This is a genomic window from Paraburkholderia solisilvae (assembly GCF_902859875.1).
Classification (GTDB): Bacteria; Pseudomonadota; Gammaproteobacteria; order Burkholderiales; family Burkholderiaceae; genus Paraburkholderia; species Paraburkholderia solisilvae.
The window spans coordinates 50209-74781 of sequence record NZ_CADIKF010000019.1 but is presented as its reverse complement, the minus strand read 5'-3'; the positions used below and the strand labels follow the sequence as shown (position 1 = coordinate 74781).

21 protein-coding genes and 3 tRNA genes are annotated in these 24573 nt (G+C 62.9%); 10 read left to right on the top strand and 14 right to left on the bottom strand.

Annotation, left to right across the window (positions count from 1 at the left end; genetic code table 11):
- Positions 1–20 precede the first annotated feature (20 nt).
- Positions 21–881: a CPBP family intramembrane glutamic endopeptidase gene (locus HV675_RS13855; RefSeq protein ID WP_175111484.1), complete on the bottom strand. Its 861-nt coding sequence runs from the start codon at positions 879–881 to the stop codon at positions 21–23.
- A 392-nt stretch (positions 882–1273) separates the two neighbouring features.
- On the opposite strand from HV675_RS13855, the gene pgi reads away from it, so the two are divergent.
- Positions 1274–2896: a glucose-6-phosphate isomerase gene (gene pgi / locus HV675_RS13850; RefSeq protein ID WP_175111483.1), complete on the top strand. Its 1623-nt coding sequence runs from the start codon at positions 1274–1276 to the stop codon at positions 2894–2896.
- Between the two features lie 158 nt (positions 2897–3054).
- Here pgi and HV675_RS13845 read toward each other — a convergent pair whose 3' ends face one another.
- Positions 3055–3741, bottom strand: coding sequence for an ABC transporter ATP-binding protein (locus tag HV675_RS13845; protein WP_175111482.1), 687 nt, complete (start codon positions 3739–3741; stop codon positions 3055–3057).
- On the opposite strand from HV675_RS13845, the gene HV675_RS13840 reads away from it, so the two are divergent.
- Both HV675_RS13840 and HV675_RS32470 read left to right on the top strand, forming a co-directional pair.
- Entirely contained in the window at positions 3740–4483 is a 744-nt protein-coding gene (locus HV675_RS13840) for an arylesterase (RefSeq protein WP_175111481.1), read from the top strand. The genes HV675_RS13845 and HV675_RS13840 overlap by 2 nt on opposite strands.
- A gap of 119 nt (positions 4484–4602) precedes the next feature.
- The gene (locus HV675_RS32470) at positions 4603–4947 is read left to right on the top strand and encodes a hypothetical protein (protein ID WP_246270249.1); all 345 of its coding nucleotides are present in this window, start codon (positions 4603–4605) and stop codon (positions 4945–4947) included.
- Between the two features lie 103 nt (positions 4948–5050).
- On the opposite strand, the gene HV675_RS13835 is transcribed toward HV675_RS32470, so the two are convergent.
- From HV675_RS13835 to tig, 8 genes are all read right to left on the bottom strand, one after another.
- Positions 5051–7000 (bottom strand): SurA N-terminal domain-containing protein, encoded by a 1950-nt coding sequence (locus tag HV675_RS13835; protein ID WP_175111480.1) that lies wholly within the window; start codon positions 6998–7000, stop codon positions 5051–5053.
- A gap of 135 nt (positions 7001–7135) precedes the next feature.
- Positions 7136–7212, bottom strand: a tRNA-Asp gene (locus HV675_RS13830).
- Positions 7213–7241: 29 nt separating this feature from the next.
- Positions 7242–7317 (bottom strand) — tRNA-Val (locus HV675_RS13825).
- A gap of 82 nt (positions 7318–7399) precedes the next feature.
- The gene (locus HV675_RS13820) at positions 7400–7747 is read right to left on the bottom strand and encodes an HU family DNA-binding protein (RefSeq protein ID WP_281364054.1); all 348 of its coding nucleotides are present in this window, start codon (positions 7745–7747) and stop codon (positions 7400–7402) included.
- Between the two features lie 258 nt (positions 7748–8005).
- Positions 8006–10429 carry an endopeptidase La gene (lon, locus tag HV675_RS13815; protein WP_175111479.1) on the bottom strand — a complete coding sequence of 808 codons (2424 nt, stop codon included), beginning with the start codon at positions 10427–10429 and terminating at the stop codon, positions 8006–8008.
- 185 nt (positions 10430–10614) lie between these two features.
- Positions 10615–11886 (bottom strand): ATP-dependent Clp protease ATP-binding subunit ClpX, encoded by a 1272-nt coding sequence (clpX, locus tag HV675_RS13810; protein ID WP_175111478.1) that lies wholly within the window; start codon positions 11884–11886, stop codon positions 10615–10617.
- 203 nt (positions 11887–12089) lie between these two features.
- Positions 12090–12761 carry an ATP-dependent Clp endopeptidase proteolytic subunit ClpP gene (gene clpP / locus HV675_RS13805; RefSeq protein WP_175111477.1) on the bottom strand — a complete coding sequence of 224 codons (672 nt, stop codon included), beginning with the start codon at positions 12759–12761 and terminating at the stop codon, positions 12090–12092.
- 217 nt (positions 12762–12978) lie between these two features.
- Positions 12979–14328: a trigger factor gene (gene tig / locus HV675_RS13800; RefSeq protein ID WP_175111476.1), complete on the bottom strand. Its 1350-nt coding sequence runs from the start codon at positions 14326–14328 to the stop codon at positions 12979–12981.
- A gap of 520 nt (positions 14329–14848) precedes the next feature.
- On the opposite strand from tig, the gene HV675_RS13795 reads away from it, so the two are divergent.
- Both HV675_RS13795 and HV675_RS13790 read left to right on the top strand, forming a co-directional pair.
- On the top strand, positions 14849–16003 hold the full coding sequence (locus tag HV675_RS13795; RefSeq protein ID WP_175111475.1) for a glycerate kinase: 1155 nt from the start codon (positions 14849–14851) through the stop codon (positions 16001–16003).
- 64 nt (positions 16004–16067) lie between these two features.
- Complete coding sequence (locus HV675_RS13790; protein ID WP_175111474.1) at positions 16068–16523, top strand: MarR family winged helix-turn-helix transcriptional regulator; 456 nt, start codon at positions 16068–16070, stop codon at positions 16521–16523.
- Positions 16524–16734: 211 nt separating this feature from the next.
- On the opposite strand, the gene HV675_RS13785 is transcribed toward HV675_RS13790, so the two are convergent.
- Complete coding sequence (locus tag HV675_RS13785) at positions 16735–17736, bottom strand: 2-dehydropantoate 2-reductase (RefSeq protein ID WP_175111473.1); 1002 nt, start codon at positions 17734–17736, stop codon at positions 16735–16737.
- 190 nt (positions 17737–17926) lie between these two features.
- Here HV675_RS13785 and HV675_RS13780 point away from each other — a divergent pair, with 190 nt between their 5' ends.
- Positions 17927–18064 carry a hypothetical protein gene (locus HV675_RS13780; RefSeq protein ID WP_175111472.1) on the top strand — a complete coding sequence of 46 codons (138 nt, stop codon included), beginning with the start codon at positions 17927–17929 and terminating at the stop codon, positions 18062–18064.
- Positions 18065–18219: 155 nt separating this feature from the next.
- Here HV675_RS13780 and HV675_RS13775 read toward each other — a convergent pair.
- Positions 18220–18306 (bottom strand) — tRNA-Leu (locus HV675_RS13775).
- A 299-nt stretch (positions 18307–18605) separates the two neighbouring features.
- Here HV675_RS13775 and HV675_RS13770 point away from each other — a divergent pair.
- On the top strand, positions 18606–19439 hold the full coding sequence (locus tag HV675_RS13770; protein ID WP_175111471.1) for a squalene/phytoene synthase family protein: 834 nt from the start codon (positions 18606–18608) through the stop codon (positions 19437–19439).
- Between the two features lie 128 nt (positions 19440–19567).
- Here HV675_RS13770 and HV675_RS13765 read toward each other — a convergent pair whose 3' ends face one another.
- Together HV675_RS13765 and HV675_RS13760 are read right to left on the bottom strand one after the other, a co-directional pair.
- Complete coding sequence (locus tag HV675_RS13765; protein WP_175111470.1) at positions 19568–20749, bottom strand: DUF1501 domain-containing protein; 1182 nt, start codon at positions 20747–20749, stop codon at positions 19568–19570.
- Positions 20750–20955: 206 nt separating this feature from the next.
- Positions 20956–21294, bottom strand: coding sequence for a hypothetical protein (locus tag HV675_RS13760; protein ID WP_175111469.1), 339 nt, complete (start codon positions 21292–21294; stop codon positions 20956–20958).
- Positions 21295–21522: 228 nt separating this feature from the next.
- On the opposite strand from HV675_RS13760, the gene ompR reads away from it, so the two are divergent.
- The 3 genes from ompR (at position 21523) to HV675_RS13745 (ending at position 24539) form a co-directional block, all read left to right on the top strand.
- The gene (ompR, locus tag HV675_RS13755; protein WP_007585880.1) at positions 21523–22257 is read left to right on the top strand and encodes an osmolarity response regulator transcription factor OmpR; all 735 of its coding nucleotides are present in this window, start codon (positions 21523–21525) and stop codon (positions 22255–22257) included.
- A gap of 43 nt (positions 22258–22300) precedes the next feature.
- Positions 22301–23650 carry an ATP-binding protein gene (locus HV675_RS13750; protein WP_175111468.1) on the top strand — a complete coding sequence of 450 codons (1350 nt, stop codon included), beginning with the start codon at positions 22301–22303 and terminating at the stop codon, positions 23648–23650.
- Between the two features lie 340 nt (positions 23651–23990).
- Complete coding sequence (locus tag HV675_RS13745; RefSeq protein WP_175111467.1) at positions 23991–24539, top strand: peroxiredoxin; 549 nt, start codon at positions 23991–23993, stop codon at positions 24537–24539.
- The last annotated feature ends 34 nt before the right edge of the window (positions 24540–24573 follow it).

Below are 24573 nucleotides of genomic sequence, written 5' to 3'. Positions count from 1 at the left end.
ATGCTGCTGGCTACGATGCGTCAAGCGCCATGCAGGCGCGGCTGCAGCATCGGATACGTGAAAAACAGAAAGTGTGTTGCGTTCAGCGCGAAATGCGCGAGCACTGCGGCCGCGAGTCCGCCGAACCGGTACGCGAGCCCGTAGCCCAGCCCCGCAACCGCACCGAACAGCACCCACAGCCAACCGCCGCTCGGCAAGTGCATCAGGCCGAACAACACGGAGGCGATGATGATCGCAAGCGTCTTGCCGAATCGATGCCCATCGAGCAAACGCGCGAGTCCGCCTTGCAGATAGCCGCGAAAAAACGCCTCCTCGACAACCGATACCAGCAACAGATTATTGAGCAGAAAAAGCCATGCATCGGCCGGCCACTTCGGCTCCCACACGATGAGCCGCAGCGCGAACGCGATGCCGAGGCACACCGCCGCGGTAAGCAGCCACCCGCCGATGCCCGCGGCAAGCGCCAGCGTCGCGTTCTGCGGGCCGCGCACCCAGCGGAACATCAGGAGCAGCCAGAACGCGACGAGCGGCTTGTCGAGGTTCAGGTACATCGTGAACGGCAGCGCATCCGCCGTGAAGCGCTCCGCATCGATCACGCGCGGGTTGTGAAAGCCCGGCACCCAATGCAGGATCAGAGCCACGCCGAGCACGATAAACACCGCGTGCGCCGCACGGCGCACCGCCGGCTTACGCGGCGGCAGCACCGCGTAAGCCAGCGCCAGCAGCACGACGATCGCGGCGACGGCCGCGGCGCCCAGCAAACCGGACAGGAGCGCCGCGCCGTAACCGATCACAAGCAGCGCCACCCCGATCGTGCGCCGCTCGATCAGCCCCGTCGCGGGAATGGCGAGAAAAATGGCGGCCCAAAGCATGACGAACATCGAATCCCCGCAAAGATGGCGCCCTCGCACTCGGGCGATTGGTCTGAGCAAAATGATCAAGCGCGACGATACCGTATCGTTCGGCAACGCGCGCTGAAGCGGGCAATCGCCGCACGTCCCGTTATCTGGGGCTGCAGCGGCAGCGCTGACTGCCGGCATTGCGCGCCGCTATACTGAGTAGCTGCGTGACTCGACGGCGCCCCGCCGGCGTGTCCGGGCCATCTCGCCGGGCGGGCGACGGGCGGTATGTGCCGCACACGTGCGCCGACGGTGGCTCGCGATGCTTGCGGAGCATGGCCGCGGCGCGCGGTATCGCGTGTCCACGCAGTGCCTCCGCGGTGTGCCCCGGGCGCGCCGCCCTCCCTTCGTGCCCCTTCGTTTGACGGACGGTTATGACCAAGATCTCCTTCCCCGCCTGGACCTCGCTGCAAGCGCATTACGAGCAGATTCGCGATGCACGCCTGCGCGACTGGTTCGCCCCCGAGAACGACCCCGCTCCGACCCGCGCCGAACGCTTCACGTACACGGGTGGCAGCCTCGCGGCCGACTTTTCGAAAAACCGCATCACCGACGAAACGCTGAAGCTGCTCGTGCAACTCGCGCGCGAGGCCGGCGTCGAGAAGCGCCGCGACGCGATGTTCGCCGGCGAGATCGTCAACCCGACCGAGGGCCGCGCGGTGCTGCACACCGCGTTGCGCGCCAGCGACCCGAACGCCCCGTTCCACGCGCAGGTGCAGGCCGAGCGCGCGAAGATGGCCGCGTTCGCGAACCAGGTGCGCGACGGCAAGTGGACCGGTTACACCGGCAAACGGATCCGGCATATCGTCAACATCGGCATCGGCGGCTCGGACCTCGGGCCGAAGATGGTCGTGCATGCGCTCAAGCACATCTCATCGCCGGATATCTCCGCGCACTTCGTGTCGAACGTCGACGGCGCGGATCTGTACCGCGTGCTCGAACAGATCGATGCGGAAGAAACGTTGACCATCGTCGTATCGAAAACGTTTACCACGCTCGAAACGATGACCAATGCGCGTTCGATGCGCGACTGGTTCCTGCAGAAAGGTTGCCCGGAAAACGCGCTCGCGAAACATTTCGTCGGGGTGTCCGCCAACCCGACCGAGGTCGTCAAATTCGGCATCGCGAAAGAGAATGTCTTCGAGATGTGGGACTGGGTCGGCGGCCGCTATTCGCTGTGGTCGGCGGTCGGCCTGTCGATCATGATCGCGATCGGACCTAAGCATTTCGACGAACTGCTCGCCGGCGCGAACGAAATGGACCAGCATTTCCGCACCGCGCCGCTCGAGAAGAACCTGCCGGTGCTGCTCGGCATGATCGGCATCTGGTATCGCAACTTCTTCGGCTCGCAGAGCTACCTCGTCGCGCCGTATTCGGAGGCGCTGCATTTCCTGCCGTCGTATCTGCAGCAGCTCGAGATGGAGAGCAACGGCAAGCAGGCGCGCCTCGACGGCACGATGGTCGACTATGCGACCTCCGCGGTGACCTGGGGCGAGCCCGGCACGAACGGTCAGCATGCGTTCTTCCAGATGCTGCATCAGGGTCCGACGATCGTGCCGATCGACTTCGTCGCGGTGCTCACGCCCGAGCATCCGCTCGCGGGCCATCATCCGAAGCTGCTGGCGAACTGCTTTGCGCAAAGCGAGGCGCTGATGCTCGGCCGCACCGTCGAAGAAGCGAAGAAGGTCGCCGGCCCCGACAAGCCGGAACTCGTGCCGCATATCGTGTTCCCCGGCAATCGCCCGACGACGACGATTCTCGTCGATGCGCTGACCGCGCATTCGCTCGGCGCGCTGATCGCGCTTTACGAGCACAAGGTGCTGACGCAGGGCACGGTGTGGGACATCAACTCGTTCGATCAGTGGGGCGTCGAGCTCGGCAAGATTCTCGGCAAGGTGGTCGAAGCCGATTTGACCGCGGCGAGCGTCGCTGCGGGCAAGCATGATTCATCGACGTCCGCGTTGATCGCGCGCGCGCGGGCGGCATTGAAGAAGTAAGCCGGCTGGTTTTTGCTGCTGGCGCAATGGAGCGGGCCTCGAGGGTTGAGTGCCCGCTTTTTTTGCGCATTCGTTTGTCTTGCCTGCGTGCTGTGGGCGTGCTTTGGGCGTGCTGTTTGCGTACTCTTTGCGTGCTGGGTCCGCGCCCTGCCGCTTCGTCAGACGAGCCGCCCCGCTTCGATCGTCACCGTCGTGTCGCAGCGGCGCGCAAGCTCGATGTCGTGTGTGACGAGCACCAGCGTCGCGCCGTTTGCGCGGTTCATCTCGAACATCAGGTCGATCACCGCGTGGCCGGTCGCCGCATCGAGGCTGCCGGTCGGCTCGTCGGCAAAGAGAATCGCCGGATGCGTGACGAATGCGCGCGCGAGTGCGACGCGCTGCTGCTCGCCGCCGGACAGCAGCTTCGGGTAGTGACGCATGCGCTCGGCAAGTCCCACCTGGGCGAGCAGCGTGCGCCCCCGGGCGACGATGTCTCGCGCCGGCATCCCGCCTTGCAGTTCGAGCGGCAGCGTGACGTTCTCGAGCGCGGTCAGATGCGGCATCAACTGGAATGACTGGAACACGAAGCCGACCGAGCCGCTGCGCAGCGCGGCGCGTCCGTCTTCGTCGAGTTCGGACAACTCACGGCCGAGCAGTCGAACCGACCCGGACGTCGCACTGTCCAACCCCGCGAGCAAGCCGAGCAGCGTAGACTTGCCCGACCCCGACGCGCCGACTATCGCAACACGGCTGCTTGCTTCGATCGACAGGTCGATGTTGTCAAGTATCGTCAGCTCGCCTGTCGCGTCCTTAACCTTCTTCGACAAACCCCGCACTTCGATGACTGGATCGGATTTCTTTTGCATGGTGGAGCGTAGGTTGAAAGTACGCGTGCTTGGGCGATCTGCGCGGATAGCCGTCACGCTGACGGCCGTCGCGCTGGGTGCGACTGGTGCGACGTTCGCGGCTCATGCCGATGCCGCGACTGCGAAGGCAACTGCAGTGGCAACCGCGGCGCCCTCCGCCGCCCCGGCCGTTGCGGCCAAGCGCGTGATCGTAGTGCTGGGCGACAGCCTGTCCGCCGAGTACGGCCTGCCGCGCGATACCGGCTGGGTCGAACTGATGCGCCGGCGTCTTGCCGATCAGCGGCTCGATTATAGCGTTGCGAACGCAAGCATCAGCGGCGACACCACGAGCGGCGGCCGTGCGCGTTTGCCGGTGCTGCTCGCGCGACTCAAGCCGTCGGTGGTGATTGTCGAACTGGGTGCGAACGACGCGCTGCGCGGTGTACCGCTGTCAACCACCGAGGACAACCTGCGCACGATCATCGAACAGGCGCAGCAGGCGCAGGCGCAGGTCGTGCTGATCGGTATGTACGTTCCGCCTAATTACGGCCCCGACTACACACAAAAGTTCCACAGCATGTACGGCACGTTGTCCCAGCAACTGCATGTGCCGCTCGTGCCGTTTCTGCTCGCCGGAATCGTCGACAAACCCGAGATGTTTCAGGCCGATCAGATCCATCCGACCCAGCAGGCACAGCCCGTGCTACTCGACAACGTGTGGCCCGCGCTGAAGCCGTTCTTACGCACATCTTCTGCGCGGTGAACAGCACGCTAACATCTTGTTTCCTAAGATGGGGGAACGTGCCCGGATGACGTCTATCTGACACTATCAGCCGGCCCCCTTAACCGGCTCTTTTTGTAAGCGACTATGAAGGAGATGACGTGAAACACTTACCTCTTATCGCTTTGACCGTAGCGATCTCAGCTTGTGCTGCTCAGCCGCCCGTCGGCGTGCAGTCGGTTGGAACCAGCCAGCAAGCTCCGGCAGCCGTCAGCAAGTGCATTGCGCAGAAGTGGGCTGACAAGTCGCAACAACAGGTCGTGTCGCAAGACACCTTGGCCTGGGACCGCGCAGTGGATGTGTATGTACCGGGTCAGCAACCGCCGAATGGCGCGGCTGCGGTTGTGCGTCCGTCGTATCAGGGCTCGGGAACGTGGGTCGGTTTCCGGCCGGGCGCCGGCGGTGCCGGAGCGGACGCCACCAGCGATATCAGCGCGTGTCTGTAACGCGCATTTCTTTTCAACCGTCTGGTTGAGTTCACGCATCAAACGGAAAAGCCCCGCATTTGCGGGGCTTTTCTTATTTCTTCAGTGACTTCAGCGTGATGCGTCAGTTGCCATCGCTCGCTGACTGCGCGCTGTCTTGGGCGCTATCGAGCGAGCCGAACAGCTTGACCTTCGAGCGCGCGCGCAACGCGTCCAGGTACGCCTGCATCTGCGCCTGCGCATCGACCTGCGCGATCTGCTGTTGCGCCCCCGCGAGACGTTGCGGATCGATCGGCGCGGACGGCACGATTGCGTTCACCCGGTAAATCGCATAACCATCGTTGCCGAGATCGACGCCCACGTAGGACGGCAATTTCTGCGCATCGACCTTGTAAATTGCGCTCAATGCGGCCGGCGGCACGCCTTGCGAATCGTTGCGCGACACCTTCAGCGCCGACGAGAAGCCCGCGGTCGATTTCGACTTCTGCAGTTCCTCGAGCTTCGCCGCGCCATCCTTGCGCGCGAGTTCCGCCGATTGTTGCGCGATCACCTTTTGACGCACGACATCCTTGATCTTGTCGAGCGGCGGCACCGCGGCCGGCTTGAAGTCGGTCACGCGCGCGGAGATCAACGTGTTGTTGCCGACGTCGATTGCCTGCGTATTGTTGCGATCCTTCGCCGCGTCGCTCGCGAACACCGCGGCGAGAAACTTCGGATTGTTCAACGGACTCTCCGGCGGCAGCGCGGGATTCGGATGGTCGGTGACGGTTGCCGTCTGAAGCTGCAGCTTGTACTTGTCGGCGGCCGGCTGCAGGCTCTTCGCCTGCTCATAGACGATCGACGTGAAGCCTTCCGAATCGTCGCTGAACGCCTTGGCCGCCTGCTGCGCCTGAACGTCCTTCGCGATCGCCTGCCTGACATCGTCGAACGGCTTGGTCTGCGCCGGCTTCACATCGGTCACCTTGATGATGTGATAGCCGAAGTCGGTCTGCACGAGGTTGCTGACCTCGTCCTTCTTGAGGCCGAACACCGCGTCGTCGAACGCCTTGCCGCCCGCGATCATGCCGCGCGTAAAGTAGCCGAGATCGCCGCCCTTGGGCGCCGAGCCCGGATCCTGCGAATCTTTCTGCGCGAGTTCGGCGAACTGGTCCGGATGCGCCTTCACTTGCGCGAGGATCGCTTCGGCCGTCTGCTTCGCCTTCTCCTTGTCGGCCGCACTCGCATCTTTCGGCGCCGTGATCAGGATGTGGCTCGCGCGCACTTCGCCTTCGGTGCGGTAGTGCGCGATATTGTCCTGGTAGTACTTCTGAAGTTCGGCGTCCGTCGGCTGCGCGCCGGCGGCGAGCGTGGCCGGCGACATCACGACGTACTGGATGGTCGCCGTCGCGGGCGTCTGGAACTCGCTCTTGTGCGCATCGTAGAACGCCTGCAGCTGCGCATCGGCCGGCTGCACCTTCGACGCATAGTCCTGCGCGCGGAACGCGAGGCCTTGCACTTCACGCTGCTGCTCGGCCAGTTCGGTCAGATGCTGCGCCAGCGCCTTCGGCACGAACGCCGTCGACTGGATAGCCGCCGGCAGTTGCTGCATCGCCATGCCATAGCGGACCTGCTCCTGATACTGATCGGGCGTCATGCCCTGCATCGCGAGCAACTGCTTGTAGCGATCCAGATCGATCGTGCCGTCCGGTTTTTTCAGCGACGCGATGACCGGGTCGTTCATCAGTGCGCGGCGCAGCGCATCGTCCGACACCGTCAGATGCAGGCGTTGCGTTTCGCCGGCGAGCACGCGCTGCTGGATCAGCCCGTCGAGCATCTCCGTGCGGCGCTCCGGCGTGTCGAACAGCTTCATGTCGAACTGATTGCCGAGCATCTGGCGCGCGCGATCCAGTTGCATGCGCATCGAGTTGTCGTATTCGGCGCGGGTGATCTTGTGTCCGTCGACGCTCGCGACGTTCGCGCTCTCGTCAAAGAACCCGCGGAAGCCCTGGATGCCCACGAAGCCCAAGCCCGGCAGGATAACCAGGACAAGCATGAACATCATCAGTCGTTGGTGATTGCGGAAAAAATCGAGCATGCTTTCAAGCGCAAAAACGGTCCAGAGGACGGGGTTGCAAAACCGGGGCCGAAAAACGGAACGCCCGATAGTACAACAGCGGACAACAAAAAAGGCGAACCGGAGTTCGCCTCGCAGTTCGCCTTGCTAGGATGCTGGCGGAGTGGACGGGACTCGAACCCGCGACCCCCGGCGTGACAGGCCGGTATTCTAACCGACTGAACTACCACTCCTGATACTCAATGCTGCGGAAGACCGGAACTGGTGGGTGCTGAGAGGCTCGAACTCCCGACCTACGCCTTGTAAGGGCGCCGCTCTACCAACTGAGCTAAGCACCCGCTCCGTGATTGTCCACTACCGACTGCGGAAGGCTTCCGCTTTCTTGCTTCGAAAAGCCTTTCACCCCAACCGGAGAGCCAATTAGTTTAACGCATCCTTCAGAGCTTTGCCAGGCCTAAATTTCGGCACCTTGGCTGCCTTGATCTTGATCGCCGCGCCGGTGCGCGGGTTGCGGCCCGTGCGCGCGGTGCGCTTGCCGACCGCAAACGTGCCGAAACCGACCAGCGTGACCGAACCACCCTTCTTCAACGTGCCTTTGACGCCGCCAATCATCGCGTCAAGTGCACGCCCCGCCGCCGCTTTCGAGATATCGGCTTGTTCGGCGATGTGGTCGATCAATTCCGTTTTATTCATTCCAACCCCCGAGAATATTGTTGGCCATCTTGATAGCGCTTGAAAGCGCCGTTTATAAAGCGGCCCGGCAAACATGCCGGGCCGTTCATTAGAATGAGCCGAAACCCCCGTGTCAACCGGGGCTGGGCCCAATTCCAGGCGGTTTTTTACAGGGTTTTCATGACAAATCTTCGCGAATCGGTCGATGCGCGCACAACTAAACCCGGCCGGCACGGTGGTCGTGAAGCTCTGGACGCTGCGGCGCAAGCGCCAAATCGCCCGGCGTGACGTGCGCGCGCCCAATAAAAAACCCGCAGCCTGAGCTGCGGGTTTTGGCTTCGGTCGACCAGCCGTTTAGTGCTTGACGACTTCGGTGGCAGCGCCGGAGTCCTTGGCCGCTTCGCCCACCGGCGTCGCCGGCTTCGGCTCTTCCTCCGGCAGCGGTGCAGGCGTGCGTTCGAGCGCGAGTTCGAGCACCTTGTCGACCCAGCGGACCGGCACGATTTCAATCGCGTTCTTCACGTTGTCCGGAATCTCGGTCAGATCCTTGACGTTCTCTTCCGGAATCAGCACCAGCTTGATGCCGCCGCGGTGCGCCGCCAGCAGCTTCTCCTTCAGCCCGCCGATCGGCAGCACTTCGCCGCGCAACGTAATTTCACCCGTCATCGCGACGTCGGCGCGCACCGGAATGCCCGTCAACACCGACACGAGCGCCGTGGTCATCGCAATGCCTGCGGACGGACCGTCCTTCGGCGTCGCGCCTTCCGGCACGTGGATGTGGATGTCCTGCTTCTCGAACGCCTCGTCCTTGACACCCAGACGCCGCGAACGCGAGCGCACCACCGAACGGGCGGCTTCGACCGACTCCTTCATCACGTCGCCAAGCGACCCGGTACGGATCACGTTGCCCTTGCCGGGCATCACCGCCGCTTCGATCGTCAGCAGATCGCCGCCGACTTCCGTCCACGCCAGACCCGTGACCTGACCGATCTGGTTTTCCTTCGCAGCCAGACCGAAGTCGTACTTGCGCACGCCGAGGAACGTATCGAGGTTACTGCCATCGACCGTCACCGCGCCGTCCGCCTTCTTCAGCAGCAGCATCTTCACGACCTTGCGGCAGATCTTCGACACTTCGCGCTCGAGCGAACGCACACCCGCTTCACGCGTGTAGTAGCGGATGATGTCGCGAATCGCGGTTTCGGTCACGTCGATCTCGCCCGCGCGCAAACCGTTGTTCTTCTTCTGCTTCGGCAGCAGGTAACGTTGCGCGATGCTGACCTTCTCGTCTTCCGTGTAACCCGACAGACGGATCACTTCCATCCGGTCGAGCAGCGGCGGCGGGATGTTCAGCGAGTTCGACGTCGCGACGAACATCACGTCCGACAGGTCGAAATCGACTTCGACGTAGTGATCGGCGAACGTATGGTTCTGCTCCGGATCGAGCACTTCGAGCAGCGCTGACGACGGGTCGCCGCGGAAATCCATGCCCATCTTGTCGACTTCGTCGAGCAGGAAGAGCGGATTGCGCACGCCGACTTTGGTCAGGCTCTGCAGGATCTTGCCCGGCATCGAACCGATATACGTACGACGGTGGCCACGAATCTCGGCCTCGTCACGCACGCCGCCCAGCGCCATACGCACGAACTTGCGGTTCGTTGCGCGCGCAATCGACTGCCCGAGCGACGTCTTGCCGACACCCGGAGGCCCGACGAGGCACAGGATCGGCGCCTTCACCTTGTCCACGCGTTGCTGAACCGCGAGATACTCGAGGATCCGTTCCTTGACCTTCTCGAGACCGAAGTGGTCTTCGTCGAGCACGCGTTCCGCATTGGTCAGGTCGTTGTTGACCTTGCTCTTCTTGCGCCACGGCAAGCCAATCAGCGTGTCGATATAGTTGCGCACGACGGTCGCTTCCGCGGACATCGGCGACATCAGCTTCAACTTCTTGAGCTCCGCATCGGCCTTCTTCTTCGCTTCCTTCGGCATGCGTGCGGCGGTGATGCGCTTCTCGAGCTCTTCGAGATCCGCGCCCTCTTCGCCTTCGCCCAGTTCCTTCTGGATCGCCTTGACCTGCTCGTTCAGGTAGTACTCGCGCTGGCTCTTCTCCATCTGACGCTTGACGCGCCCACGGATGCGCTTTTCGACCTGCAGGATATCGATCTCGGCCTCGAGCTGCGCGAGCAGATGCTCAAGGCGCTCGATCACCGGGAACATCTCGAGAATGTGCTGCTTCTGGTCGAGCTTGAGCGGCAGATGCGCGGCAATCGTATCCGCGAGACGGCCCGCTTCGTCGATGCCCGACAGCGATGTCAAAATTTCCGGCGGGATCTTCTTGTTCAGCTTCACATACTGATCGAACTGCGACACGATCGCGCGGCGCAGCGCTTCCGTTTCAGCGCTATCGGCGTGGTCGGGTTCGAGCGGCATCACCTCGCACGAGAACTGCGTTTCCTGTTCTTCGATCGACAGTGTCTTTGCGCGTTGCAACCCTTCGACCAGCACCTTCACGGTGCCGTCGGGAAGCTTCAGCATTTGCAGGATGTTCGCGACGCATCCTACTTCGTACATGTCCTTTTCGGTCGGCTCATCCTTGGCCGCCGTTTTTTGCGCGACAAGCATGATGTGCTTGCCGCCTTCCATCGCCGCTTCGAGCGCTTTGATCGACTTTGGCCGCCCCACGAAGAGCGGAATCACCATATGCGGGAAGACGACCACGTCTCGCAGCGGGAGCAGCGGGAGCGTGACGCGTTCCGGCGGGAGGAGTTGGGTTCCTGACATTTCATTTCCCCATGAGTGGAATCAGTTCGTTCGGTAATTAAGGCCGCGAGAAAGGATTGCAAGCCTACGCGTGTGGAGAAAAGTTCAGTGACACCAAGAAACAGTCCATCCTGACCACAAGATAAACGAAAAAAGCCGTTCACGTCGCCATGAACGGCCTTTTCTCAAAAATCGGGAGGCGCCGATCAATTCGAACCCGCTACCTTCGGCGCGTCTTCGTAGATCAACAGCGGCTTGCCGTCGCCGTCGATCACGTTGTCGTCGATGATGACCTTGCCGACGCCTTTCATTGCCGGTAATTCGTACATCACGTCAAGCAACGCCTGCTCGAGAATCGAACGCAGCCCCCGCGCGCCCGTCTTGCGCCGGATCGCCTTGCGGGCAACTGCCTGAAGCGCGGCAGGACGGATTTCCAGCTCGACGCGCTCCATGCTGAACAGCTTATGGTATTGCTTGACGAGCGCGTTCTTCGGTTCGACCAGAATTTTCATCAATGCCGCTTCATCGAGCTTGCCGAGCGTCGCGACCACCGGCAAACGGCCGATCAGTTCGGGAATCAATCCGAATTTGATCAGGTCTTCCGGTTCGACGTCGCGCAGCACCTCGCCCGCGTCGCGGTCCTGCTTGCTCTTCACGCTTGCGCCGAAGCCGATGCCGGTCTTCTCGGTACGGTCGACGATGACTTTTTCCAGCCCGTCGAATGCGCCGCCGCAGATAAACAGGATATTGGTCGTGTCGACCTGGATGAAATCCTGGTTCGGATGCTTACGACCGCCTTGCGGAGGCACCGACGCCATCGTGCCTTCGACAAGCTTCAGCAGCGCCTGCTGGACGCCTTCGCCCGACACGTCGCGGGTAATCGACGGGTTATCCGACTTGCGGCTGATCTTGTCGATTTCGTCGATATAGACAATGCCTCGCTGCGCCTTGTCGACCTCGTAGTTGCAGTTTTGCAGCAACTTCTGAATGATGTTCTCGACGTCTTCACCGACATAGCCCGCTTCGGTCAACGTCGTCGCGTCCGCAATGACGAACGGCACGTTGAGCAGGCGCGCGAGCGTCTGCGCGAGCAGCGTCTTGCCCGAGCCGGTCGGCCCGATCAGCAGGATGTTGCTCTTCGAGAGCTCGATCTCGTCCTTCTTGTCGAGATGCTTCAGACGCTTGTAGTGATTGTATACAGCCACCGCGAGAATCTTCTTCGCGCGCTCCTGGCCGATCACGTACTGGTCGAGAATTTCGCGGATTTCCTGCGGGCTCGGTAAATCCGACTTGGACATACCGGTTTCGAGCCCGGCACCCGCCGCTTCATCGCGAATGATTTCGTTGCACAGGTCGATGCATTCATCGCAGATGAACACCGACGGGCCGGCGATCAGCTTTTTGACCTCGTGCTGACTTTTGCCGCAAAACGAGCAATACAACAGCTTCTCGCTGTTCGAACCTTTTTTGTCCGCCATAGATGTGTAAGCCTCCGGACACTCCGAGTAACATGATACGCCGTTTGCCGCGCCGCCATCTGTGGGGCGGGCTCATGTGCAAAAGCTGACGGCGTTTGCCGCAGGCGATCAGACGGGTCTTATTATTTCACAACGTTTTTGCCCGGCGCTCTTTCCCCAATTTGCGGGAAAAACGCGCCGGATCAGCGACGCCTGCGTTCCACTCAAGGACGCTTGTGCAGCACCTGGTCAATCAGGCCGTACGCCTGCGCATCGTCACCCGACATGAAATTGTCGCGGTCCGTATCGCGCTGGATGCGTTCGACCGGCTGACCCGTGTGATGGGACAGTAATTGATTCAGCCGTTCCTTCAAATACAGGATTTCACGGGCCTGGATTTCGATGTCCGACGCCTGGCCGCGCGCGCCGCCAAGCGGCTGGTGAATCATCACGCGCGCATTGGGCAGTGCAAAACGCTTGCCTTTCGCGCCGGCGGCGAGCAGGAACGCGCCCATGCTGGCGGCGAGTCCCATGCACAGCGTCGAAACATCCGGCTTGATGAACTGCATGGTGTCGTAGATGGCCATGCCGGCCGACACCGAACCGCCCGGGCTGTTGATATAGAAACTGATGTCCTTGTCCGGATTTTCACTCTCAAGGAACAGTAGCTGCGCTATCACGAGGTTCGCAGTCTGATCGTTCACTTCGCCGACCAGGAATACCACCCGCTCCTTCAGCAGCCGCGAGTAAATGTCGTACGAGCGCTCACCGCGGCCGCTCGTTTCCACAACGATCGGCACGAGGCCGAGCGCCTGCGCTTCGAGATCCCGATCCCTCGACTGGGAAGTCAACGTCTGGGAGGTCAACGTGTCCAGCATTTGAGCGCGGAAAGTCATGCAATGGATCCTTGTCTGGAGATAGTCATACAGAACAGGTGAGTGCGGGAATGTGGTATTCAAGTGCCCGCTCAGGGATCTTCAATGGATCTTCAATGCGCCTGCGCACCATCCGCAGAAAAAGCACGTTCGAACAAGCATAACGCCCGACGCAAACCCACGCAAAAACGGCGTACCGGCCATCGTTCCGACAGCCGGCACGCCGTAGCAGCAACGATTAAGCCTGTTGCGCCGTTGCGCTTGCCAGCTCTTCGAAGCTCACTTCCTTGTCCGTTACCTTCGCCTTGGCGAGCACGAAATCGACGACGTTCGATTCAACGACGAACGCTTCCATCTCCGCGAGGCGCTGCTTGTTCGAATAATACCAGCGGACGACTTCCTTCGGGTCTTCGTAGCTCTTCGCGAATTCATCAACTTCCGCACGAATCTGCTCTGGCTTTGCCTGCAGATCGTTCGCCTTCACGAGTTCGGCGAGCACAAGGCCGAGCTTCACGCGACGCTCCGCCTGCTCCTTGAACATCTCACCCGGAATCGGCGCGTTCGCCGCATTCGGCACGCCGCGCTGCACGAGATCCTGACGCGCCATTTCAACGAGACGCTCCTGGTCCTGTTCGATGAGCGCCTTCGGCACATCCAGTTCGGAGATTTTCAGCAGGGCGTCCATCACCTGATTCTTCACGACCGCCTGCGTGCGGCGCTTCGCTTCGCGCTCGAGGTTGTCCTTGATCTCGTTGCGCATCTTCGTCAGGTCGCCATCTTCGATGCCGAGCGACTTCGCGAATTCAGCGTCGATCTCGGGCAGATGCGGCCACTCGATTTTCTTCATCGTGATCGTGAACTGCGCGGTCTTGCCGGCGACTTCCTTGCCGTGATAGTCGTCCGGGAACTTGAGGTCGAATTCACGCGCTTCGCCGACCTTCAAACCGAGCGCCGCCTTTTCGAATTCCGGCAGCATGCGGCCTTCGCCGAGCACGAACGCGAAGTCTTCCGCGCTGCCGCCCTCGAACGCTTCACCGTCGATCTTGCCGACGAAGTCGACCGTCACGCGGTCGCCGTCTTTCGCTCCCGTGTCGGCCCCGCCATCGCCGTGCGCACTGTCTTCACCGCGCGCGTGGTAATGCACGCGCTGCTTGCGCAGGATATCCAGCGTGCGATCGATTTCAGCGTCGCTGATCGTGGTTTTGGTGCGTTCGATTTCAGCGGTGGCCACGTCGCCCAGCTTGACGTCCGGGTAGACCTCGAAGGTTGCATCGAACGCATACGCGGCTTCGTCCGCCTCGGTCTTCGGGCTGAAGCTCGGCTGGCCCGCCACGCGCAGATTTTCCGCGCGGCTGATGTCGAAGAATTCCTTGCCGACCTTGTCGCTCAGCACTTCCGCTTCGACCTGGCCCGCGTACTGCTGAGTCACCATCTTGAGCGGCACCTTGCCCGGACGGAAGCCGGGCATGCGCACGTTCTTCGCCAGTTGACGGATGCGCGAATCCACTTCTTTCTGCACCGCATCCTTCGGCAGGGAAATCGTCACGCGGCGTTCGAGCTTGCCGAGGTTCTCAACAACGTTAGCCATGGCTTCAATCGTCCTAAAATTATTCGAGCGAATCAGTTATCTTGTCTGCGCCTTCCGCCGGCGTCCGAATGGCATGCGATCGCAACGATCGCATGCCTCACCGGCGCCGCTCCTCAGTTTCGCTGCTCGCACGGCTGTTGCCGCGGGCCAGTCAGGCGCAGTTGGGTCAGAGAGCCGAATATTTTAGCAAACTATTCGCGCGGTTCGCGGTGAATTGACGTCGAGGCGAATTCGACGGCATTCGCGGCCGGTTTTCCGCTTCTTTTTCGCCTCTTTCCCTTGAACGCCGGACGAAATCCCCATCGGGCATGCAATGGCCGCGAACGCATCGCGTAACCCCGCTGAAAAGCCCGGCGTCGTTTCGCGCAACGTGCGTGCGCAGACCAATCCGCGCTATGCCGTCCGGCCTATTCAGTCGCGCGCGCCATGCTGATAAGCTAGCGGACGCGGTCGGGCATGCGGCCTTCACGGCCATGACCCGCACGCCCAACGGCCACAACTCCAATCAGTCAGAGACATCATGCCCAATCCGTCGTCCGCGCCTGTCGTCGTCATCGCTCCCGATTCGTTCAAGGGCTCGCTCAGCGCCGAGGAGGTCGCGCAGGCGATCGCCAACGGCATCCGCCGCGCGCGCGCCGATGCGACCGTGCGCATCTGCCCGATGGCGGACGGCGGCGAAGGCACGCTCGACGCGATGCTGGCGCGCGGCGGCGAGCGGCGCACGCTGACCGTGCGCGGCGCGGCGGGCCCCGCGCGCGATGCCGCCACCGGCCTGATCGGCGACGGCAGCGCGATCATCGAGACGGCCGAAGTAGTCGGCATCACCGACCCGGTCGGCATGGGTGTCGCGGTCGAAGAACGCAGCACGCGCGGAATGGGCGAGGCGATTCGCGCACTGCTCGATGAAGGCGTGCGACGCTTCTATGTCGCGCTCGGCGGCAGCAGCACGAACGATGGCGGCGCCGGATTGCTGGTCGGCCTCGGTCTCAGGATTCTCGATGCGCAAGGACGCGAACTCGAACCGACGCCGGAACAACTCGTGCGCGCGACGCGCATCGACGCATCGCAACTCGATGCACGCGTTGCGCAGGCCTCGTTCATCGGCATGTCCGATGTCGACAATCCGCTCACCGGCGAGCACGGCGCAACCGCGATCTTCGGTCCGCAGAAAGGCGTGAAGCCGGACCAGCTCGTCGCCATCGACGCCGCCCTTGCCCGCTTCGCGGATCTGCTCGAGCCCGCGCTCGGGCGCACCGCGCGCGACTTGCCGGGCGCGGGCGCGGCCGGCGGACTCGGCTTCGCCTTGCATATGCTCGGCGCGCAGTTCGAAGCGGGCGCGGAAGTGGTCGCGCGGCAGATCGGTCTGGACGACGCACTGCAAGGCGCGGACTGGCTCATCACCGGCGAAGGACGTTCGGATGTGCAGACGCTGCACGGCAAGGCCCCGTTCATTGCATGCCGGCATGCGCGCGCGGCGGGCGTGCCGGCCACCCTGCTCTCCGGTGCGGTCGACCCGACGGCGCTGCCGCGTCTCACCGAACACTTCAGCGGCTGCTTTTCTCCCGCGCCCGGACCGATCACGCTGGAAACCGCGATTCGCGACGCAGCCCGGTTGCTCGCGAATGAAGCGGAGCAATTGACGCGTCTGCGATACGACACGCGCAGCATGCGTTGACCGGCGCAGCGGATGCGGCAACAATCACAACGCAACGACCGCATTCACTCACAACAGGAAGACCATGAAGGCCTCCGATAAAGCCGGACTCGAACAGTTTCTGACGTATCGTCTGCACATACTCAACAAACTCTCCGAGCGCGGTATCAGTGAACGATATCTGGAGAAGCTTGGCGTGACGTTGCCTGAGGCGCGCGTGATTGCATCAGTTGGCTCGTTTGGACCCTTTTCGATCATGGATCTCGCGCGCCATGCAAACCTCGACAAGAGTCAAGCGAGCCGCGCAGCCGAAGCCCTGATCAAACAGGGACTCGTGCAACGCGACGCAAGCGACGACGACGGACGCGTCGTGCTTGTTTCGCTCACCGCCGAAGGACGCGCGCTGCACCGGAAGGTGATGCCGATTGCGCGCAAGTGGAATAGCGAACTGTTCGACTGTCTTGATGAACGCGAGAAGGCCGCTTTGGGTGCGGCGCTCGACAAGGTGATCGAAGCTGTGCTCGAGCGCGACGCGCAGTAACGCTGAATATCGGCTACCGGTCGAAAGCGGCACAAAGAGGCACAAGCCGCACAAAACGGCGCAATTGACGCGAGCGGCAAAAGCGGACGTATCGCACCCGGCGTGCCGGGTCATGTCATGCCACGCCTGATCAAACCTCACGCCTGACAGCCAGCAAAGCCCGCGCTCCGCTGCGCGAAGCAAGACTCGCGCAGCGCTGCCCGTGCGTCATTCACAGCCCGCTGTTTGCCGCGCGCTGTCGCAGCAATCCGAGCACCGCATCACAGAACGGCGTCGGCACATGGAGCTTGCGGCCCAGCTCCGGAAACACACCGAGAATGGGTTCGACCTCGAGCGGCCGGCCCGCTTCGAAATCCTGCAGCATCGACGTTTTGAACGCACCGAGTTTGCGCGTGAGCGCGACCCGTTCGGCCGGCGTCATGCCGGTCGACAACCCAAGCCGCGCGCCGATCGCAGCGGCCTCTTCCATCATCCGCAGCACGAGCGCATGCGTCAGCGGGTCGTCGAGCAGGCGGTCCGCGCTCGAGCCGGTCAGCGCGCTCAACGGGTTCATGTTCATGTTGCCCCACAGCTTCGCCCAGATCTCGCTGCGGATTGCGTCGGATAACGTGGCGTCGAAACCACCGGCGCGCAGCGCCTGCGCAAACGCGCCCGCCTCGGCGGCCAGTGCGGCGCCCGGCGCGCCGACAATCAGCTGATTGCCGCGGCCGCGCCGCACGACACCCGGCGCATCGGTCGACGAAGACAGATGCACTACGCAGCCGATCGCGCGTGCCGGCGGCAACGCCGCGGATACGCTGCCGCCCGGATCGACCGCGTCGATATGCTGGCCGGCGAGCGGCCCCTCGAAATCGTGCGGAAACCACCACGGCAGACCGTTCATCGCGGCGACGATCACCGTGTCCGGGCCGACCATCGGCCGCAGGCTCGCGGCAACCGCCGGCAGCGTCTGCGCTTTGAGCGCGATCACCACGTAGTCCTGTACACCCAGTCCGGCCGGGTCGTCGCTGGCACTGACGCGCACCACCGACTCGCGCGCGCCGTCGATCACCTTCAGTCCGTCTGCGCGCAGCGTGTCGAGCGTCTTGCCGCGCGCGAGCACGCTCACCGCATGTCCCGCGCGCACCGCCGCCACGGCGATCAGGCCGCCGATCGCGCCGGCGCCCACGACAGCCGTGCGCGGCGTCCGGTCTGGCTGCGCATCCACACTCATGACTCAATCACTCCTTGTATGACGGATCGATCCGCGTCCGCGCAGCATAGGACAACTTAGTTGCATCCGCAACGAATGGGCATAATTCACTGCGGCAACGCACTGCGCGGCTTCCGTTTTTCAGGAAATCGTAATGCGGCGTTGCTAACATGACAGCCCCTTTTCGTTTTTAGACTTCGAGGATTTCAGGATGAAGAAGGTTTTACTGGCACTGGTTGCCGTCGCGGCTGGACTGGGCAGCATGTCGTCCGCATTCGCGTACGACCATCATCTCGTGTGCCACAAGGTGCTCGTGCATCACCATTGGGAGCGTCGCTGCCACCATTAATCGTGGATGTAGCGCGCGATGCAGCCCCGCGTCATGCGGGGTTTTTTTTTGTTTTGCTCATCGCACGTCTTCGAACGGGCAGCGTGCCGGGCAAAGAAAAAAGCCCTGCAGCGCGTGTGCGCCATGCAGGGCTTGTGTGATGGACAGCGCTTCGATGGTGCGAGGAGCGGGACTCGAACCCGCACACCCTTGCGGGCGTCAGGACCTAAACCTGGTGCGTCTACCAATTTCGCCATCCTCGCCGCCGGGCGCATACGCCCGATGTCTGATTGCCATGTGCGAGGTGCGCGCATTATTTGTCCGTTCTTAAGCGCACTTCGCCGCATAGCGACGCGGCCGCTGTGTTTTCACACAGCATGGTCGAAAGCGTGAGCGCGAGATTCTACCCGATCGGCACGCGCTTGTCTGCAACTGATGGACGAATGCGATGCTACAATTTTTGACTCGCCGCAAGGCGATGTCATGCCGCGTCTGACGTTCGTCTGCGTCTGACTTCGCGAACGCTTCGCCCACACCACTCCAATACGCCACGCCCCATTCCGTGAATTTCGACGACTATTGCCAGCAAAAAGCGGCGCCGCCCGGGTCGAGCATTTACTATGCGCTGCGGCAGGCGCCGGTGGCGCGACAGCCGCTGCTCACCGCGCTGTTCGCGCTGCGCCGCGAGTTCGAGGAAACGGTGAAGGACACCAGCGATCCGACCATCGGCCGCACCAAGCTCGCCTGGTGGCAAAAGGAAGCCGCGGCGCTGGCGGCGGGCGAGCCGTCGCACCCGGTCTCGAAAGCGCTGGTTGCGCACTGGCCGGATGTGCGCACCGAGTATCCGGCGCTGCAGACTTTGCTTGCCGGCTTCGAGATGGATCTCGACCAGGCGCGCTATCTCGACTATCCGAATCTGCGCCGCTATGTCGACAGCGTAGGCGGCACGTTCGCGGCGGTGGTCGCACGCGCGACCGCAAAAGACCCGCGGGCGGCCGCGAACTGGGCGGCGCCGCTCGGCCAGGCGTTGATGCTCGCGCAGTTCGTCGTCGAACTGGGCAACGATGCGCGTCATGGCCGCATCTATATTCCGATCGACGAAATGCAGCGCTTCAACGTGACCGCCGCGGATCTGATCAACCGCCGCTACAGCGATGCGTTCGCCGACCTGATGCGCTTCCAGACGACGCGCGCACGCGATGCAATCGATACGGCGCTCGCCGCGCTACCGGGCCCGGAACGCCGCACGCAGCGCACGTTGCGGGCGCTCGCCGCCCTGGCGCTCGCGCTGCTCGACGAGATCGAACGCGACGGTTATCACGTGCTGCATCAGCGTATCGCGCTTACGCCGATTCGCAAGCTGTGGGTCGCGTGGCGCGCCGCGCGCCGCGCTTGACGCGCACGCGATTCAGTCGAATACCCCGCAGCAGCGACTGCAACCGCTGCTGCGACTGCAACCGCTGCCGCACCAACAGCCAACAGAAAAGCAAACCAGCGCGCGCAATAACGCGCATGCTCGCACACTCATACGCGCCATAACGGCAACGTGTCGAATCGACGCCCGAGCACGGCCGCCGCATCGCACCGCCACCCATGCGCAAGCACGCTCGCGTACAGACATCTGAAGTCGACGGACATCGGCAGATTGCCGTTGCCATCGAGTTGCGACAACGCCGGTGGCGCGCCGTAGAGGCCGCCGCGCACCCTGCCGCCCATCACGAAGTGCGGTGCGCTCGTGCCGTGTTCGGTGCCGCCGGAATCGTTTTCACGCGGCCGGCGCCCGAACTCCGAACAGGTGAGAACAAGCGCGTCGTCCCATCGACCGAGTTCGCGCAACGCAGCCCGCAAAGCGACGACCCCATGCGCGAACTGCGCGAGCAGCATCGCGTGCCGCTGCCGCTGATTCGCATGCGTATCGAAGCCGTTCAACGTGACGCGAACCACGGCTGGGTTCCCGCCCGCGGCTGCGCATCGTTCAGCCCGCGACGCCGCCGCGATTGCCTGCGTCGCCAGACGCAGCGACGAACCGAACGCATCGGATGGAAACAGCGTGTTCAATGGCCGGGCGGCGAGCTCGACCGATGCTGCATCATGCGCCGGCGGCATCGATGTCAACGCACGGCACGCAGCGCCCGCGAGCGGTCCTCGCCCGGCGTGGCTGAACATGAGATTTGCGCCGCCGGCCGCGCCGTTCATCGCACCGCCTTGCGGCGCCGCCGCCGATGCGCGTGCGATCCACCCTTCACGCAGATACTGCTGCGCGTCCGACGCGGTGTCCCAGATCTCCATCGCGCGAAAATGCGACAGGTTGAATTGCGGATAGCCGAGGCCTTGCACGATCGCCAGCTGGCCGCTTTGCCACAGCGGCATCAAAGGTTGCAATGCGGGATGGAGCGCGCTGCGTTCATCGAGCGGCAACACCGCGTCGCGGCGCATCGCAAGGCCCGGACGCAGCCGGAAGTACAGCGGGTCCGCGAATGGAACGACGGTGTTCAGGCCGTCATTGCCGCCTTTGAGTTCGATGAGAATCAGCAACCGTATGCCGGACGGACTGGGCGACGCAGCCGGCGAAACGCGATGCGCGAAACCGAAGTCGCGCCGGGCAGTCGAGGCGGCCGACGCCGACGCCGCGCCGCACGACACACGCGGCAGCGAAAGCGCCGCGCCCGCGGCGGCCGCGGTCGACAGGAACTCGCGTCGCTTCATGCCGTGTCTCGCTCCGTTGTCGATGCGCAGTCGACAGGCGCAACCGCGCCACAGGGCGCGGCCGTTCGAAGCATCGTTGCGCTCACACCCAACGCACTGTTGCTGCGTGCTTCGATGCACGCGCGTCCAAACGCGCAGGAAATCGCCGGCCACCGGTTGCAATCCGTCGCGAGCCACCGACCGCACGAGCCCGCTTCACGGCACGTCTACCGCTTGTACAACTCACGCACCGCATCTTCGATATGCTGCCGCAACAACCGCCGCTCTTCAGGCGTCATATGGCCGTCGCGGCGGCGCTGATCGAGATCGGGCGGCACGGCGGTACGGACGATCGACTCGGAAGCCGGTGTGTCGTCGACAGGCGGTTTGTGCGGCAGGCGAGGCGCACGGGTGCGGGGATGCGAAGCGGGATGAGGAGGAACGGCGCGATCGGCGGGAGGCGGAGGGTCGGCCAGCGCAGGCGGGCTCAGCGTGCCCGCGAACGTGCTCGCTGCTGCCAGCGCAATCACGCTCAGGCGCACGTTCGGCCATACCCCTCCCTTCATCTTGTTCCCTTCGTGACGCTGCAACCGGCTACCTCAAATGCGTATGGTGATTCCGGCAAAAACCGGGCGCGAGAGTGTTGGTCTAGTGAAGTATCTACCGAACTGGCGCAAACAGTAAAGGAGTGTAAGCGCGCCCGCTTTACGCCGTGCCACAGCCCGGGTAAATTTTGTAACTGACTGTTACGCGAGAAATGCTGCAACCGCGTTCCCCTTTGTAATCGCGCTAAGATGCCGACCATGGAAACCAAAAACCCTTCGAAAATCCTCGTCGTCGACGACGATCCGCGCCTGCGCGATTTGCTGCGCCGCTACCTCGGCGAGCAAGGCTTCAATGTATATGTCGCCGAAAACGCGCCGTCGATGAACAAGCTTTGGGTTCGCGAGCGCTTCGATCTGCTGGTGCTCGACCTGATGCTGCCGGGCGAGGACGGGCTCTCCATTTGCCGCCGCCTGCGCGGCAGCAACGACCGCACGCCGATCATCATGTTGACGGCCAAAGGCGAAGACGTCGACCGCATCGTCGGCCTCGAGATGGGCGCCGACGATTATCTGCCGAAACCCTTCAACCCACGCGAACTGGTCGCACGCATTCATGCGGTGCTGCGCCGCCAGTCGCCGTCCGAATTGCCGGGCGCGCCGTCCGAGACGTCCGAAGTGTTCGAGTTCGGCGAGTTCGCGCTGAATCTGGCCACCCGCACGCTCACCAAGGCCGGCCAGGAAATTCCGCTCACCACCGGCGAGTTTTCGGTGCTGAAGGTGTTCGCGCGCCATCCGCGCCAGCCGCTGTCGCGAGAAAAGCTGATGGAGCTCGCGCGTGGCCGCGAATACGAAGTCTTCGATCGCAGTCTCGACGTGCAGATTTCGCGTCTGCGCAAACTGATCGAACCCGATCCGGGCAGCCCCCGCTTTATCCAGACCGTCTGGGGTCTCGGATACGTGTTCATCCCTGACGGCGCAGCCTGACTTGGCGCGCCGCGTGGAGTCTGTTCTTCGATAAGAAGGCCGCATGCGGATCGACCGGCGCCTCCTGACGCTCGCGTTCGGCGGCCTCTTCTGGCGAACGTTCCTGCTGATCGCGCTGCTGATCGCGGTCAGTCTCGCCGCATGGTTCCAGAGCTTCCGGGTGATCGAGCGCGAGCCGCGCGCACAGCGCGTCGCGCTGCAGCTCGTCGCGATCGTGAAGCTCACGCGCACCGCGCTGCTCTACTCCGATCCCGACTTGCGGCGCGCGCTGCTGCAGGATCTCGAGAGCAATGAAGGGGTGCGCGTGTATCCGCGCGAAACCACCGACAAATACAAGCTGCAGCCCGACGAATCGCTGAACCGGCTGATCGAGCACGACATCCGCGGGCGCCTCGGCGACGATACGATCATCGCGCAATCGGTGAACGATATTCCGGGCGTCTGGATCAGCTTCAAGATCGACGACGACGACTACTGGGTCGCCCTCGATCGCGATCAGCTCGACAACGTGACCGGCTTGCAATGGGCCGGCTGGGGCGTGTTCGCGCTCGCGCTATCGCTATTCGGCGCGGCGTTCATCACGAGTCTCGTGAACCGGCCGTTCGCGCGGCTCGCGATGGCCGCGCGCCGGGTCGGCTCCGGGCAATCGCCGGAGTCGCTGCCCGAACGCGGCCTCGGTGTCGCCGCCGAAACCAATCGAAGCTTCAATCAGATGGTGCGCGACCTCGAGCAACTCGAAGCGGACCGCGCGCTGATGCTGGCCGGCATCTCGCACGACCTGCGCACGCCGCTTGCGCGCTTGAGGCTCGAGACGGAAATGAGCCCGTCCGATCAGACGACGAAAGACGCGATGATCGACGACATCGAGCAGATGGATATGATCATCGGGCGCTTCCTCGACTACGCGCGCCCGGTTCAACGCATGCCCGAACCGGTCGACCTGTCCGTGATTGCGGGCGAGCTCGCCGCGCGCATGTCGAACGAGGACGGCATCCGGCTGATCACGCGCCTCGCACCGTCCGCGGTCATCGAGGCGGACGAAACCGATATCCGGCGCGTGGTCGGCAATCTGATCGAGAACGCACGCAAATACGGTCTGAGCGAGGCCGACGGGATTCCGCATGTGATGCTGGAGACGCGGGTATCGCATTCGCGCGTCGAGCTGTCGGTGGTCGATGAAGGTCCGGGCATTCCGGAAGATCAACTCGCGCTTGTCACACGGCCGTTTTACCGTGTCAATTCGGCACGCACGCAAGCGAACGGCACCGGCCTCGGCATGGCGATCGTGTTGCGCCTCGTCGGCCGTTATCGCGGCGCATTGCGGCTGCGCAACCGGTCACCGGGACCGGGCCTCGAGGTCACGATCGAATTCCCGCTCGCCAAGAGCAGCTGACGCCGGGTTGCAGCCCCGGGGGTTCGACGCATCGCAGAAGATCTGCTGCGTCCCCGTTTAAGGACGAGATTACTTCGGACGAATCCGAAACAATCGCCCGGCTGCACACTATCGACGCCTTGCAGGAAATCTATCCGCACCGTTAGTGAAAAACTATTGCCCATAAATAGCAATAGAGTTATAGTTTCGCTTGTGGGACGCAGCGCAGCATTCCAGCGCGCCCCAAAAAAGCAAGTGCCTGATCAGATTGCCCCGGTGGTTGCCGCTGTTTGCGCAACCGCTGTTCGACTCAACCCGAATCAACCCGTTTGCCACTTACTTTTTACATAGGAGTGTCCGCATGAAAACCGTCGGCGATAAACTCGAAGCTTTCACCGTCACCGCTGCCAAGCCTGGCTTCAACCACCACGAAGAGAACGGCGTGTCGGCGTTCGAACAAATCACCGAACAGTCGTTCCCGGGCAAGTGGAAGATCATTTATTTCTATCCGAAGGACTTCACGTTCGTCTGCCCGACGGAAATCGTCGAATTCGGCAAGCTCACGAAAGACTTCGAAGAGCGTGACGCCGTTCTGCTCGGCGGCAGCTCGGACAACGAGTTCGTCAAGCTCGCATGGCGCCGTGAGCACAAAGACCTCAACAAGCTGAACCACTATTCGTTCGGCGACGTGAAGGGCGAGCTGATCGACCAGCTCGGCGTGCGCGACCAGGAAGCCGGCGTTGCACTGCGCGCCACGTTCATCGTCGATCCGGACAACGTCATCCAGCACGTGTCGGTCAACAACCTGAACGTCGGCCGCAACCCGGAAGAAGTGCTGCGTATTCTCGACGGTCTGCAAACGGACGAACTGTGCCCGTGCAACCGCGCAGTCGGCGGCGCAACGCTGTAAGCCAGTGCAGCTGAAAGCCCGCTAAGCTTGAAAA